This is a genomic window from Bacteroidia bacterium, from assembly GCA_016218155.1.
In the GTDB taxonomy this organism is placed as follows: Bacteria; Bacteroidota; Bacteroidia; order Bacteroidales; family GWA2-32-17; genus GWA2-32-17.
Genome location: JACREQ010000072.1, coordinates 1 through 15,636, shown reverse-complemented (window position 1 = coordinate 15,636; position 15,636 = coordinate 1). Strand labels below are relative to the sequence as shown.

Below are 15,636 nucleotides of genomic sequence, written 5' to 3'. Positions count from 1 at the left end.
GAAAATCTAATAGTCGGGGGTTGCTATTTCATAGAGTAATAGAACAAGCGATGAGTCGGGAACCTATCACTAACAAAAAAGTACTTGCAAATAAGGCATAGTAATAGTTACATTGTGGTGGCAAGAAGTAAATACCCTAGAAAACAAAACATAACCAGTTGGCAATAAAACAATTCAGAGAACTAATACGTGACAATTCGTGCTATAAAAAGCGATCTTCAGAGATATTAGATAAACTAAAATAACAACGTTCTGAATTAACACATAATCAAACAAATAAAAAATAGTTTGATTTTTAGTGGTTAGGTTTTTCATTTTTCGACTCTCATATGTGGAGGTTGTATGATACTGAAATTAAAAAACTTGTCAGTGAAAATTTATTTGCAAATGTGAAATAAACCTTAGATATTTGTTTAAAGATTTTAATTTAAAAAATTGCAAACTCAAAAAATAATAAATTTTATTATGAGAAAATTAATATCAATTTTATTCGTAACCACATTAGCATTAAATCTTGTTGCACAAACTGTAGTTACACCGGAATGGGTTAAAAATTATAGCGACAGGGATAATATGACAAATATTCCTTCGGCTATTGATGCAAACGGTAATATTTATGTGACTGGTTCAGTTCGTACTGTTAGCCAGAATTATAATTTTGCTACAATTAAATATAACCAGTTGGGAGATACACTTTGGGTGAAAAAATATAACGGCATAGCAAATAATGTTGATGAAGCAATTGCAATTGCTCTCGATGCAACAGGAAATATTATTGTTGTTGGTAAAAGCAAAAATATTAACGGTAATTTTGATATTGTTACAATAAAATACGACCCTAATGGAATTCTTTTATTTGCGAATATTTATAACGGTACTTTAAATGGTGATGATATACCTACAGACGTAACCATAGATAATTCAGGAAGTATTTATACAGTAGGTTATAGTAAACAAACCGGAACTTATGATTCTTATCTTACAATTAAATATTTATCAAACGGTACTCAATCATGGCTTAAAACATACAACGCAACTACAACAGGAGATAATCATGCAACCGGAGTATTCTGGAAAAATAATCGTCTTTTTGTATCTGGTTATTCTTTTCAGGCAAATGGAACTTTTGCTGTAACTACTCAAAGTTATCATGCTGGTAATGGTGTTGTTTTATGGACTCAAAACTATGGAAGCGCAATCACAATGCCTATTACACCTGCAAAAATTGCAAATTTCAGTAATAACATTTATGTTTCAGGAAGCGTTGGAACTGCTACAAACATGAATTATTCATTAGTGTCGTACACACTTAACAATGGTAATCAGCAATGGGCACAAACTTACGATGGATATGGTCTTATTGATTTAAGCACATCTCTTGTTTCTGATAATTCCGGTAATGTATTTATAACTGGTAAATCGCTTAATACTGGAAACGAATATGAGTACCATACTTTAAAATACAATTCATCAGGTTCTCAGTTATGGGTTAATAAATACCCGATTAAAATTTTAGGAACGATGGTAAATAATAAAATAGCTTTAGACCCATACAACACAATTTATATATGTGGAGAGGTAAAAGCCGGAAATTCCCGTGATATGCTTCTATACCAGTTAAATCAAAGCGGAAATATGCAATGGGACGAAACCTATAATGGACAAGCTAATGGAGTTGACGGTGCTACCGACATGGTAATTGATTCTCAAGGAAGAATATTTCTTACTGGACAAACCTATAATGGAGTTGCTAAATTTGATTATACAACTATTAAACTTTCTCAAAGTTTTGTTTACAGTCCTCCCGACTTAAATAATGAGCCTCGTCAAAGTAGTTTTGGTTATATAAAAAACAAAGGACAATTAGTTAATACAAACAATGTTTTAATCCCGGAAATAAAATACTATGTGCCAAACACATATCCAAGTTTATATTTTACTTCAACAAGATTATCTTATGTTTTTGCGAAAACTGATACGTCAGAAAATTCTCCAGACACCTTACAACGCATTGATATGACTTTTGCAAATTGTAATCAACTTGCACGTATTTTTCCGATTGACACAACCGATGGATATACAAATTATTTTTTAGCGCAGTGCCCACAAGGAATAACTAATGTAAAAGGTTACGAAAGGTTATTTGAACCAAACATTTATCCAAATATTGATTTGCATTATTACAGCAACAATTCAGGTCTAAAAATGTATTTCGTTTTAAAGCCCGGAGCAAATATTAAAGACATCTCATTACTTTTCGATGGTCAAAGCCATTTACAGGTTAACCAAAATAATCAACTTGAAATTAATTCTGCAATTGGAAGTACTACTTTTGAACAACCACATGCTTATATGGTAAACTATGGTCAACAAATTGTTCCAGTAAACTGGCAAACTCAATGGCAAGTTAGTGGGAACAAAGCAAATTTGATTATAGGCAATTGGAATGGCAATTTCCCATTGGTAATTATGGTTGATAAAGGACATATGCAATTCCAACAATCAAATAGTGATGATTGGTCAACATTTTATGGCGGAGCAGGGTATGATATTGGTACTGACATTATTACTGACAATGTCGGAAATGCATATTTTTGTGGAAACACCTTAAGCAGTAATTTTCCTAATATAATAGGTGGTTTTGATATCCTAATTAATGGTTCATTAGATGCATTTTTAGCTAAACTTAATCCTCAAGGGAAACCCGAATGGGGCACTTTTTATGGAGGTATTAACAATGACTATGCTTATAATATTGCTATTAATTCATTAGGAGATATTTATATGGTAGGTACAACTTTAAGTGGAGATATTTCACTTTCTCCAGCTGGAAATAGTTCATTAAACGGAAATAATGATGGTTATATTACTCGGTTCAATAATGGTGGTAATACTTTACTTTTTTCAAAATATTTTGGTGGAAATGGAGGAGGTTTATACGATAATTATGAACAAGTTAGAAGTATTGCTATAGATAATTTAGATAATGTATATATTGCTGGAATTACTCAAAGTAATAACTCTTTCCCAATTGTGAGTAAAGCTGGAGCATATAATCAGGGAAGTACAACAGCGACAGAGTTACTTCCAGACGCATTCATAGCTGAATTTGATATTTCTAATAATCAGATTTGGGGTACATATTTTGGTGGTAATGGTAAAGATGATTTCTCACATTTAAAAATTGGTGCAAATAACAGTGTTTATGCAAGTGGTAGTACTTCAAGTAGTATAAAAGCATCTTCCAATCCTTCTAATACACCATGTGATGTGCCGAATAGTCCTGATTATTTTCCAGATTGTGATCCGGGAAGTAATGCACATTCTCAAGATTGGTCACCAAATAAAATCTCTGGATATTCATATGCAATTATTGTTGAATTTGACCAAACTGGAAAATTAGCATGGTCAACTTATTTTGGCGGATCAAGTGAGCAATCTACAACCAGTTCTGGTCCTGCACTTGGCCCTGTTTTTCTTAATTCAATTGCAGTAAATCCATCGAATCCTAACATTATATATATGGTGGGTGGGGTTTATTCGGGAGATACCTATTTTCCTAAAATAACATCGGGGAATTCATATACACAGCCATTAATACCATCAGGTGTAGTTAATGGTTATATCGCAAAATTTGAATCAAGAGAATTAACTTGGTCAACTTCATTTGGACCTACAATAGATGGTGCAAATTGGACAACAACAACTTTACAAAAAGTAGATTGTGATAATGCAAACAATATATACTTAACAGGAATTACTTCCGGTTCATACTCAAATGTACTATGTTCTCCTCCGACAAATCCTAATATTGAGTTTCCTCAATGTAATGTACCTAATGTTTTTTTTCAAAACAGCTTTGGAGGGGGGTTAAGTGGGATGGGTTATGGAGACGGTTTTATTTCAGCATTTAACTCAAATAATCAACTTGTATGGTCAACATTTTATGGTGGAAACGAGGATGAAATTTCAACAATTGGAACTGTAGACATTGTTAATAAAAGGTTTTATTTAACTGGGCAAACGAATTCCACATCAAACTTTCCACTATTTGATCCAATGACAAATAATTATCAGCAACCAAATAAGAATGGATATCAAGATGCTTTTATTGCTCGATTTAATATTTCACCTATTATTTATTCGATTTTTGAAAATACTATTAATTCCTATAGTACATTAAATATTTATCCAAATCCCATTTATAATAATGAACTTTTAAACATAAAATTTTCCTCTGAAAAAATATCAACGGCACAAGTTAATATTTATAATTCGTTAGGTGCAATAAAATTAAAGACTATTGAGGAAGTTGTTCCAAATGAAAATATCTTTTCAATAGATGTTTCTAAATTAACTCAAGGGATGTATTTACTTCAAGTTGTTTTAGAGGGAAAAGTATATAGTAATAAATTTATTATTAAATAAATATTAGATTGAATATTAAAAGTCAAATATTATTTGTTGAAAAGATATTCTTTTCACTTCTTTTAATAACATTATTAAAAACCAATGTGTTTGCTCAGGATATTAGAAGTGGTGAAATAATAGTTTCTCGTATTGCTGGCAATACTTATCAAACAAAAATTAATATCTATCAGGATTTGAGTAATTATGTAAATCGAACCCATATTCTATTATACTGGGGTGACAGTCCAGACCCTGATACACTGCAACGGATTGATACAACAATAATTGATTCTTTTATCGGTATTAAAGCAATGTACAGTGGGATACATTCATATCCAGGTCCAGGTATTTTTGTTATTTCCTATCAGGACAGTTTCTTATTAACAGGTATTACTAACATTACAAATTTAGGAAATGAAAAATTTTGTTTACAAGATTCTCTAAGAATCCCAATTAATCCAATATTCTATAATAGCTCTCCTTATTTTAGTAATAATCAGGCTGTATCAGTAAGTTGTTGCAATTGGTCTTATAATTCAGGGGCAGTTGATCAAGATGGAGATAGTTTATCATACAGTTTAGCACCTTATACTTGTGTATCAAATTATTCATATCCTAATGGAATATTTATTGATTCTATTACTGGCACACTTACAATGCACCCCACTTCAATAGGAAAATTTGCTATTGGAATTAAAATTGAAGAATGGAAAAAAATAAATAATAATTATATTCTTATTGGCTCTATTTTAAGACCAATGCTCTTAAATGTTGATTCTTTATGGTCTGTTAATACAACAGAATTATCTTCATTATTTGACATTTTTCCAAACCCTTGTATAAATGATATTTTTATATCTATTTCAGGTATTCAAAACGATAAACAATCCTCTGTTTGTATTTATAATATTTTAGGTAAAAAGATTAGGACAATGGCAAACATAAATAAACAAAGCAATGAAATAATTAAAATTGATGTTTCAGATTTTAGCTCTGGAATATATTTAATTGAATATAAAAACAACAATAAAATATTTTCTAAAAAATTTATTAAACAATAATGTTATGCAAACATTATTTAAATATCTTCTTTTGGGGTTATTTATGCTATTGTATATAAATGCAAAATCTCAATGGAACCTTATTACACAAGAAGACAATAAATTTGATTATAGTGCCGTCTATTTCGCCAACGACAGCACAGGATATGTTGTTGGAAGCTGGGTTGACACTTCTCTAAATATTGGTTCTGGTGTAATATTAAGAACATTGAATTATGGAAATACTTGGGACACTACATTTGTCCCATTGCAAGGGAATCTCTATTCTATTTATTTTACTTCCCAAAATATTGGCTTCGTCTGCGGAGATGGAGGAATGATATTTAAAACAACAGATGCCGGAGATAACTGGTTTATATCACGTCCCGGACCCGGAGAAGCTTTTAAATCAATTTTTTTTATTGATGAGTTAAAAGGGTTCGCTTGCAACAGCGATGGCACTCTTATGTTTTATAAAACAATTGACGGAGGAGTCAACTGGATTGAAGATACTGTAATTGCATCAGGAAGGAGTATTTATTTTCCTTCTCCCAATGTTGGTTATGTTTCTGATGGTGCAGGAGGACACAAAACAATTAACGGAGGGAATAGCTGGTCATATTTTTATACCAATACAATAAACAGAACATTCTTCCCTTTACACTTTCTTAACGATAGTGTAGGATATATGGGAGGTCTTGGTTGGGGCGGATCACCAAACTATGGCTTTGCCACAATTACCAAAACCACAGATGGAGGAAACACATGGGTAACAAAAGATTTTCAAAATATGTCAATGATTAACGATATTTTTATGATAAATGAAAATGTCGGTTATGCTGTCGGGCAAGGAAACGCAACAGACCTTAAATTTGTTTTAAAAACAATTGATGGAGTTAAGTGGTATCCTCAACAACTAAATTATGGTTCTAATTATGCGTATTTAAATGGCGTGTATTGTACAAACGATAGCACTTGTTATGCAGTTGGATGGTATGGTGCAATTTACAAAACCACCAATGGAGGAGGCTCATTGATTGGATCAAATATAAATGAACTATCTTCCACTTCAGATAAGATTATTTTATTTCCTAATCCTGCAAGCGATATACTTACTTTGACTTTTGAAACTGAAAAGACTGAAACATATATGGTTGATATTATAGATATATCAGGCAGAATATTAATTTCAAAACAATCAGATAAACTAACAAAAGGAAGAGATAATTTCAATCTTGATGTTTCGTCATTAACTCAAGGAATGTATTTACTTAAAGTTGTTTTAGATGGAAAAGTATATAGTAATAAATTTATTATTAAATAACTATTAGATTGAAGGAGTTTTGGTAAAACAAGGTTTGAAACAACGGTCTTAACTTCTGGTTTGTACATTGTTGAATTAAAAACAAAAAAGGTAAGAATTTATAGGAAAATTGCTATAGAATTAAAATAACTTAAACCTAATACATATGAAAAATTTTACACATCTATTTTTTTCAGGGCTATTTTTAATAATATGCCAATATGTTTCTGCACAGCAGACATATATTAACAAGGATTGGGAACACGTTGAAGGGATTCCCGGACAATACGATTATGTTGCCTGTAAACTGCATCCCAACGGAAATTTTATTTATGTTGGGAATAATACAACCGGAGGGCAGTCTGATATATTAGTCACTTGTATTGGAATTGATGGTTCTACAGTATGGCAGCAAACAAATGGCACACTAAGTCAAAACGATTATGGTACTGATATTGCAATTGATAATTCAGGTAATATTTATGTTTGCGGTTCAGTAAGTAATGGAAGTAACCTCGATTACAGGTTAATTAAATACACATCAACTGGTACACTTATTTGGACAAAACAGTATAATGGAACCGGAAATGGCGATGATGTTCCTGTTGCTATTCGTTTAGATGCTTCTGGAAATATTTATATAACAGGGAGCAGTAATGGTCTTGGAACATTTACAGATTATGCTACTTTAAAATATAATTCAAGTGGAACATTGCTTTGGACTAAAAGATATAATTATACTAACTTACCTGAAATTGCTACTTCAATGGAAATAGATAATAGTGGAAATATTTTCGTTGCAGGTGCAAGTGCAAATAATTTAAACAACTCTGATTTTTGCATTGTTAAATATAATTCAGCAGGAACACAAGTAGCAGTACAAAGACATGCAACTACCGGAAACGGTTATGACCTCCCTTCTGAAATGGCTATTAATAGTTCAGGTAATATTTATCTACTTGGTACAAGTCAGAGCGGAAGTAATAAAAATATTAAACTCCTTGCATTATCAAATAGTTTAGCTATTCAATGGGCACAATATATTGACCAATATGGACAAGACGATGAAGGATATGGATTAACTCTAACTCCAACAAATAATATTCTGATAACTGGTTATTCAAAAAAAGCAAACGGTGGAACAAATCTGGTTTTAGCTAAATATTTTCCAACAGGAACTCAAGCTTGGCTTAAAAATAAAACAGCATTAATTGACAATCAGATTGCAAAGGGAAGAAAAGTAAGAACAAATTCTTCCGGTAGAATATATATATCAGGGGAGGCAGATATTAACGGAACTCGCAACTTTGTTACTCAAAGCTATGATGATAATGGTAATTTGTTATTAGAGAAAGTTTCTGAGAATACTAATTCTTCTGAAAAAGCAGCCCAATTAATAGTTGCTAATAATGATGTATTTGTTACTGGCACTACAAATGATGGATCAACAACAAAGTTTGCAACCGTAAAATATTCTATTAAGGATAAACCTCATAGCATTGCCGGAAGTGGAGATTCGCTCTGGAATGCACATGAATTAATAATTGATTTTGATTCTTCTTCCGTTATCAGAAGTACTATTGATAAAGTCGAATACGAAGCTGGAACATTGATTGATTTTGTAAAACCACAGGTTATTACCCAAATGAATCAAAAAACTGGAATTAGTTGGGAAAAGGTTCCTACTTTTAGGATATTCCGAAAAATGACAACAGCCGATTCTTTATCAATAACAAGGCTTGGGGACACTATTCATATGCCTACTTTCTGGTCAGCTCTTTCAGTAATTATTCCTTCTGATTTTAATGAACAAAGAATAGCAGATAGTTTAAATAAATTATCTCCTAAAGTACATTTTGCAGAAAGAAATTTTCTAAGTGCAGTAGAATTTGCTAATTCCAACGATCCTTTATTAACTGCCGAACAAAGCAGTCTTATTCCTACATTACTTTATGACAGTGCAAATATAAATATTAATCCCGCTTGGGATATAGAAACAGGAAGGGATTATATAAAAGTTGGAGTTTTTGATGACCCGATTTATTGGGCTCATGAAGATTTTGGAGATGGAACTTTTAGTGGTTCAAAAATAAAAGGTGGATGGGATTATCATACGAATTCAGACATATCAAATGTTACAGACCCGACCTATAGTCATGGTACTGCTTGTGCCGGAATAATAGGAGCTTTACGAAATAATTCTAAAGGAATTGCTGGTATAGCAGGTGGAGATGTTTTATCTGGCAATTCTGGCGTTCTTTTATATTCATTTGGAATATTTTATAATCTTAACGATACGAACTTCTTTGTTGGAATGGCTGATGTAGCAGATGCAATTGTTAATGGTTCAGCTTCTACCACAACAGGCTATGGATATGGTTTACATGTACAAAATCATAGCTGGGGTAGTTGGCAGAGTGATACTCTTTTTGAAAAAGCTATTATTTCTTGCTGGCAGAATAACTGCACATATGTTGCTGCAAGAGGAAACAGAATAGGAATGGCATCTCCGACTATTTATCCTCCATGTTATAAAGATGAAATGTTGTTAAGTGTTGGTGCAAGCGGTACAACTGGATTAAAAAAAGAATGGAATGACAACTTTGGAGATTGGTGGTTTGAGAGTTTTGATGCCGGTTCCGGTATTTCATATGTTTATGCAATGGACTTTGTTGCACCTGGAGTTACGGAAGTTGTTTCAACTACAATAGATCATGCCTATCCTTTCAATTTCTCTAATGGATGTACTTCTTCATTATATCCAAATTATCAATGTTTTATTGGAACATCGGCTGCTGCACCTCATGTTTCCGGTGTCGCTGCATTAATGCATAGCAGACACAACATTATTAATGGTTATCAAAATAATCTCGCTCCCGAAGATGTTGAACAAATTTTGCAACGTACCGCTGATAACAGAGAATATCCGGGTGCTACATTTACTACTAAGAACGCATGGGGATTAATAGATGCTGGTAAAGCTTTGGAAATGATTAATACTCCAATATACAGGGTATATCATTCTGGCAATCCTATTTCAAGAACAATATTACCTGAATCAATTTTTGATTCTGTTTTTGTAGTTAATAATGCTTTTAATTCACTAACGAGTTTTACAGCTCCTTTAGGCACAAAATACAGAGCTCAACGTTATCGTGTAACTTTAAATTATCAGGATGTTTTTAATTCAACTGAACATGGTATTGCTTATTGGGCAAGATTAAATGCAACAACAGGTTTAAAATATGATCCGGCAAATATAACTGGTGAACCTTGGTTTTTGTTTAATTCTCCGGTATTTTCTCAAAACACCTTCACTGTAAATGCAATTACATATTGTTGGCATATAATTGCTGACATGGCAGGAAATCCAATGGATCAATGGATTCCATTACCTCCGGGTGAACTTAAAGTAGCATATTCTGTTCATGTGATGGATACGGCATTAACAAGCATTAAAATAAATGAAGATAATTTCAATATTAATATTTTCCCTAATCCTACAACTGATGCTCTTTTTGTTGAATTCAATTCAAGTAAATCACTAAAAGGTAATATTGAAATTTATGATGTTACAGGTAAAGTTCAAATGTCTAAAAAATTCAACAATGTTTTTGGTAACAATTATATAATTAATTTGAACGTTGAGCAATTAAATAGCGGGATATATTTTTGCAAAGTGTTAACAGATGAAAAGGTAATAGTTAAATCATTTGTTAAACAAAAAAAATGAAAATTGATATATCGTAATACAATAGCAGGTGGAAAATCATCCACTTGCTTTTTATACTTTTGTAAAGTAAAAAATAATTATGTGCTTATGGACAACTATTTATCTTATTAATTTGTCTTATTAAAAAAGAATAAATCTTTCTTTATGAAAATACTTGTAATCTTCTTCCCTTTAGTCTTATTAGCAGCAATACATCTACAATGTCAGGCTCAAATAACTTATACAACTAATTGGGGATGTTCTTTCGGAAGTACATTGAATGAATCACCTTCCAATATTACTGTTGATTCAAAAGGAAGTATATATATAATCGGTACTTTTGTTGATACAATGGATTTTACATGTGCTCAACCTACACAACTATTGAATGGGTCACCTAATGGCTTTAATGAATCAGGATTTATTGTAAAATATGATAGTAGCGGAAACTTTAAATGGGCTCAAAATATAGGTTATAATTCTATTTTAACTATTACATCTGATGCCTCAGATAATATTTATATTTTCGGGAATGGTTGTCCAAGATTTAATACTATAAACGGCCCAATTCTTTTATGTGATCTTGGTCAGGTAATGTTTTTTGCTAAACTTGACACCAATGGTACTTGTTTATGGGCAAGAGCATTAAATGCAGGAAGTTATCCAAGTGATGATGATGGGCACGGATGGTCAATAACAGCAGATACAAATCAAAATGTTTATATTACTGGTGATTTTAGAGGAACTATTGATTTTGACCCATCTTACCCAAATACTTTCTTTCTTACTTCTACTCAACCATTCTCTGATGCTGTTTTTGTAGCAAAATATAATTCATCAGGTTTATTAGAATGGGCAATAAATACAACAAGTGATGATAACGTATTTAACTCAAAAATTGCTTCTGATAATAATGGAAATGTATATTTAATTGGTCGGTTTTCTGGCATTATGGATATTAATCCGGGAGTTGATACTTTTTTAATTACAGCTTCGTGTAGTAATGGTGCATTTATTGCAAAATTCAATACTCTTGGTCAGCTTACATGGGCTCATCCAGTTAACAATAAAGCATGGGCAGAAATAATATCAGTCGGTATTGATATTTCAGATAAAATATGGATTTCTGGATTTTTTACTGATAGTATAGCATTAGATTTTAACAACTCCAATAACTACCTAACACCAATTGGTTCAAGAAATGCTTTTGTTGCAAAATATAATAATGATGGCACTAATATCTGGGTAAAACAATATGTTGGTTCAGGAAATACGAACCCTGCTTCTATGTTTTTAGATGATAATAGTAATTCATTTATTTATATGAGCAATGGTCAGATACTTCAATATAATTCTTCAGGTTCAATAACCGATTCCATTTCTTTACAGGGAACTAATAATACAATTTATGCTAAACCATATAAGATGAATAATCTATTTCTATGTGGTTCCTTTGTTAATAATATTACTTTACCTTCAGATTCAGGAGATATATCATTAGTTTCAAAAGGAGGTAAAGATGTTTTTGTGTCAAAATTAAGTATAAATAATGTGGGTATTCCTGAATATAATATCCAACCAATAACTATTGGTATTTTCCCAAATCCTGCATTTGAATCACTTTCTATTAAATTCGATTCAAACAAAATGCTGAAAGGTAATATTGAAATATACAGTGTTACAGGTAAAATATTAATATGTAAAAAATTTAATAACATGTCAGAAACTAATCCTATAGTCAATTTAAATATTGAACAATTGAACTGCGGAATGTATTTTTGCAAAGTATTTACTGATGAGAAGGTTTTTGTTAAATCATTTATCAAACAGAAACAATGAAAAATAACAAATCTTTTCTTTTATTTATTCGTGTATCTTATGCTGTAATCTTAATAGCTTTAATTTCTTCTTTCATTATTAGTTGTAAAAAAGAACAAATAATTAATTCTCAAGTCCACAATTTACAACCTGTTGAGCAACCAGACTCCTGCTATACTTTAACTCCACCAATAGATCCGGGCTGGGGTTATGAATATACGTTTGATACTATAAGCTATGAAAACCCATGTTTTAACCCGAATAACTCATATGAAATAGCTGTCCTTATTACAGATAAAAATGGAAAAAATCTTTATAAATGCAATCTCCTTACTAAATCAAAACAGATAATATTTTCGGGTGAAATATGGGGAGTTCCTTCATGGGGAATAAATGACTGGTTAATCTTTAATCTTCCCGGAAATACCATGTGGAAAATAAAGAGTAATGGCGATAGCCTTACACAAGTCACTACAACTGTAGGTTATAATCCAAATTGGAGTCCTGATGCACGTTATTATTTTTATAGTAATCCGGCATACAGTTATGCAACTACTATCTGTGATTCTAAATCCGATACTGTTGTTCGTATTTTGCCTTTGAATACTAAATATAAATGGAATAATGATAATACAATAATATTTAGCGATGAGCATGGAATTTATTTTCATTTTTTCGATAAAGACAGTACTTATTTTAAATGGTTTGAATACGGTTTTAATGGATTTATTTGTTATTGGCTAAATAATAATGAAGCAGTTTATTATTATAATTACAAACTTTTCAAAATAAATACTCAGGGTGATACTACCACCTATGGAAATATGCCTGATTGTAATTCATGGCACTATGGTTTACCTACATTTCAACCAATTACCAATAAAGCAATTTGGCAGAAACTAACATATCGGGATGCCGGATATAATAAATTATTTACAAAATGTTATTTGGTAATGACAAGCCCTGATGGTTCTTTAGAATCGAAAATTAATTTTAAATGATTCTCGGCATTTAATTATAATTTAAAAGACTGTTTTATATTTTATTGCTAATGAGTGTGTAATTGTATAATAAATGCTAAAGTCCAGAATCATAAGATATTTTATTTTTACTGCCTGTCTTGTTAATTATTTATGTTCGTTTGCACAAGAAGAAAAAAAATCTAACAATGGTTTTGGAATTGAAGCAGGAGCAGGATATAATACCACTTCATGGAAATATACAAATGTTGGTGAATATAGTTCTTTGAACTTCATTGATTATATGCAAGCATTTTGGGTTCAACCAACAGCAAGAATTTCATATTCAATAAATCTATATAATTTACCCGATTCCAAATACAAAAAAATAAAAATGCCGATTTTTATTGGATATTACACCTTTGGTGGTGCAATTAATAATCCTATAAGTATTCTCGAAGATCCCATTTCTAAAAACATCATCTTATTTCGCTCCATTGAACTTGGTATTAATCCTTGTTTTGAAAAAAATATATTCCAGTTGGGATTTCTATTTAAAGGACAATATATTTTATCTGTAAGAAACAGAACTTATCATGACCCATTTTGGAACAATGGAGTTATGTTGGAAGAAATTGATATTAGCAAAGATTATAAAAAGTTTGCAATGAATACTGGAGTTAAAGTAAAATGTAAAATAGTAAAAGGATTTTCTATTGCTTGTGAAGCATGGTTTGGCATAACCAATTTATATACTCATAAATCATACGGCAGTAACGGAAAACTTGATGTGAAGGAAAACAATTATCGTCTTTTACTTGGCTATGAATTCTAAAAGTTTTACAGGTGAATTTATTGCTAAATTTTAACAAAGGCTGAAAAGGAAATCAATAAAAATAAGTTCTAAAATCAGAAAATTAATTTTCTGATGTATTTTTATTTGAAATTGAATCAAAATAGTTCTTTTGTGAATCCTCTAATTCCATTTTCAATTTGATGTAACGAAATATTTCTAAGATAATTTCTTCAACCTGATTTTCTTTTTCAATATCTCCATTCAGGATTATTTTTTCATTTTTACTTGGTAATTTGAAAATATCGGACTGTAAACTTGGATCATATAGTACAACTCTTTCATCCTTCGTTAAGGATAATTCTTTAATAAAGGAACCAAGTAATTTTATTAATTCTTTTTTACGAATTGCTGTCTCAATTTCATAGCAAAAACAACCAACTTCTTTTTCGTAATTCAAAATATTTAAATGGTTGGAAAGACAACTTGCCAGTTTACGTCTCACTCTCGGAGATTTTATAGTATGTATGAGCTGATATGTGTGCATAAAAAGACATGGGTCAAAAACTTTTTCGCATCCCAGGTCTCGCGAACCTATCAACGGAAATTGTTATTGCCCATGCCATAGCATAGACAGTAACTTTTTTCCTCGTTGAAACAGAAAACTTGCGAGGTTTGGGAAGCAGGAATAAAAGCTAAGTCCTTATATTTTTATTTCAATTGCAAATTTATGAAAAAAAGATAGTACTAACTCTATATCAATATCTTTTTTAAGATAAAACTTGAAATATAATTTGAAAATATTTGTTTTAACTATAGATTTCAGTATCTTTATTAAAAAAAATGATTCACTCATTCGATTTTTTTTGAAAAAAAACAAAAAATCCAGATTTTTAATTGAAAATCGACTTGAATTGCTTGGGTTTGCCCAAAATCGACTGGAATCTCTAATTTTTCTGATTTTCGACCAGAAATTATCTCTCAGGTGAATGGGTGCAGAGAGGGTTAAGCTGTTTCAAGCCAGAATTAATTGATAAAACAGCATAAAAATCTTCTCTTTTTGAGGTTGCATTAGTTTACAGGGGTCAATTAATTTCAGGACTATTCATTTTATTCTGTAAAAAGCTGACAGAATTACTCCATCAGCTTTTTACAGATTTATTTTACACGTTATTTATCCTGAATAAATATTGCAGATACATTTGCATTATAATTTCGGTGCTCATTGTTTGCCTGACCTTTTCCTCCTTCCGTTATTTTCACGTATTACTTTCAGATTCTCATTCAAAAATTTCTCCACATCACAGGCACGGTAATACATGCGGTGTTTTATCTGGGAGAAAGGAAGCATATGTTCATCACGATACATTTGTAGAGTACGTTTGGAACAGCAGAAGATTTTGCACAGAGCATCGTTATCAAGCCAACGTTCACTCAAAGGGTAACTGGACGTTCTAACAGCTTTTTTAAGCTCCTCTTCAAACTTATCGAGTTTTGCCATGATATTATCATAGACAGCAGACTCCATTGTTATGACATTCATAAAATGTTTTTTTTAATGTTAGACAATCGATGAATGGTCAGTTGCAACTTAAACCTGT

8 protein-coding genes are annotated in these 15,636 nt (G+C 31.3%); 7 read left to right on the top strand and 1 reads right to left on the bottom strand.

What is annotated here, in order from left to right; genetic code table 11:
• Positions 1 to 465 precede the first annotated feature (465 nt).
• From HY951_13415 to HY951_13385, 7 genes are all read left to right on the top strand, one after another.
• Positions 466 to 4,428, top strand: a complete 3,963-nt coding sequence (locus HY951_13415) for an SBBP repeat-containing protein (GenBank protein MBI5541058.1) — start codon at positions 466 to 468, stop codon at positions 4,426 to 4,428.
• An 8-nt stretch (positions 4,429 to 4,436) separates the two neighbouring features.
• Positions 4,437 to 5,471: a T9SS type A sorting domain-containing protein gene (locus tag HY951_13410; protein ID MBI5541057.1), complete on the top strand. Its 1,035-nt coding sequence runs from the start codon at positions 4,437 to 4,439 to the stop codon at positions 5,469 to 5,471.
• A gap of 4 nt (positions 5,472 to 5,475) precedes the next feature.
• Positions 5,476 to 6,774: a T9SS type A sorting domain-containing protein gene (locus HY951_13405; protein MBI5541056.1), complete on the top strand. Its 1,299-nt coding sequence runs from the start codon at positions 5,476 to 5,478 to the stop codon at positions 6,772 to 6,774.
• A gap of 145 nt (positions 6,775 to 6,919) precedes the next feature.
• Entirely contained in the window at positions 6,920 to 10,486 is a 3,567-nt protein-coding gene (locus HY951_13400) for a S8 family serine peptidase (GenBank protein ID MBI5541055.1), read from the top strand.
• A gap of 144 nt (positions 10,487 to 10,630) precedes the next feature.
• Positions 10,631 to 12,304 (top strand): T9SS type A sorting domain-containing protein, encoded by a 1,674-nt coding sequence (locus tag HY951_13395; GenBank protein ID MBI5541054.1) that lies wholly within the window; start codon positions 10,631 to 10,633, stop codon positions 12,302 to 12,304.
• Positions 12,301 to 13,284 carry a hypothetical protein gene (locus tag HY951_13390; protein ID MBI5541053.1) on the top strand — a complete coding sequence of 328 codons (984 nt, stop codon included), beginning with the start codon at positions 12,301 to 12,303 and terminating at the stop codon, positions 13,282 to 13,284. Before HY951_13395 ends, HY951_13390 begins: the two co-directional genes overlap by 4 nt.
• 73 nt (positions 13,285 to 13,357) lie before the next feature.
• A complete protein-coding gene (locus HY951_13385; protein ID MBI5541052.1) occupies positions 13,358 to 14,077 on the top strand; it encodes a hypothetical protein in 720 nt (239 codons plus the stop codon).
• 82 nt (positions 14,078 to 14,159) lie between these two features.
• On the opposite strand, the gene HY951_13380 is transcribed toward HY951_13385, so the two are convergent.
• Complete coding sequence (locus tag HY951_13380) at positions 14,160 to 14,540, bottom strand: hypothetical protein (GenBank protein MBI5541051.1); 381 nt, start codon at positions 14,538 to 14,540, stop codon at positions 14,160 to 14,162.
• Between the last annotated feature and the right edge of the window lie 1,096 nt (positions 14,541 to 15,636).

Bases quoted from the DNA above. Each gene is read 5' to 3' on its own strand.
- HY951_13405 (MBI5541056.1), top strand. From the start codon at position 5,476: ATGCAAACATTATTTAAATATCTTCTTTTGGGGTTATTTATGCTATTG.
- HY951_13390 (MBI5541053.1), top strand. From the start codon at position 12,301: ATGAAAAATAACAAATCTTTTCTTTTATTTATTCGTGTATCTTATGCT.
- HY951_13385 (MBI5541052.1), top strand. From the start codon at position 13,358: ATGCTAAAGTCCAGAATCATAAGATATTTTATTTTTACTGCCTGTCTT.
- HY951_13400 (MBI5541055.1), top strand. From the start codon at position 6,920: ATGAAAAATTTTACACATCTATTTTTTTCAGGGCTATTTTTAATAATA.
- HY951_13415 (MBI5541058.1), top strand. From the start codon at position 466: ATGAGAAAATTAATATCAATTTTATTCGTAACCACATTAGCATTAAAT.
- HY951_13395 (MBI5541054.1), top strand. From the start codon at position 10,631: ATGAAAATACTTGTAATCTTCTTCCCTTTAGTCTTATTAGCAGCAATA.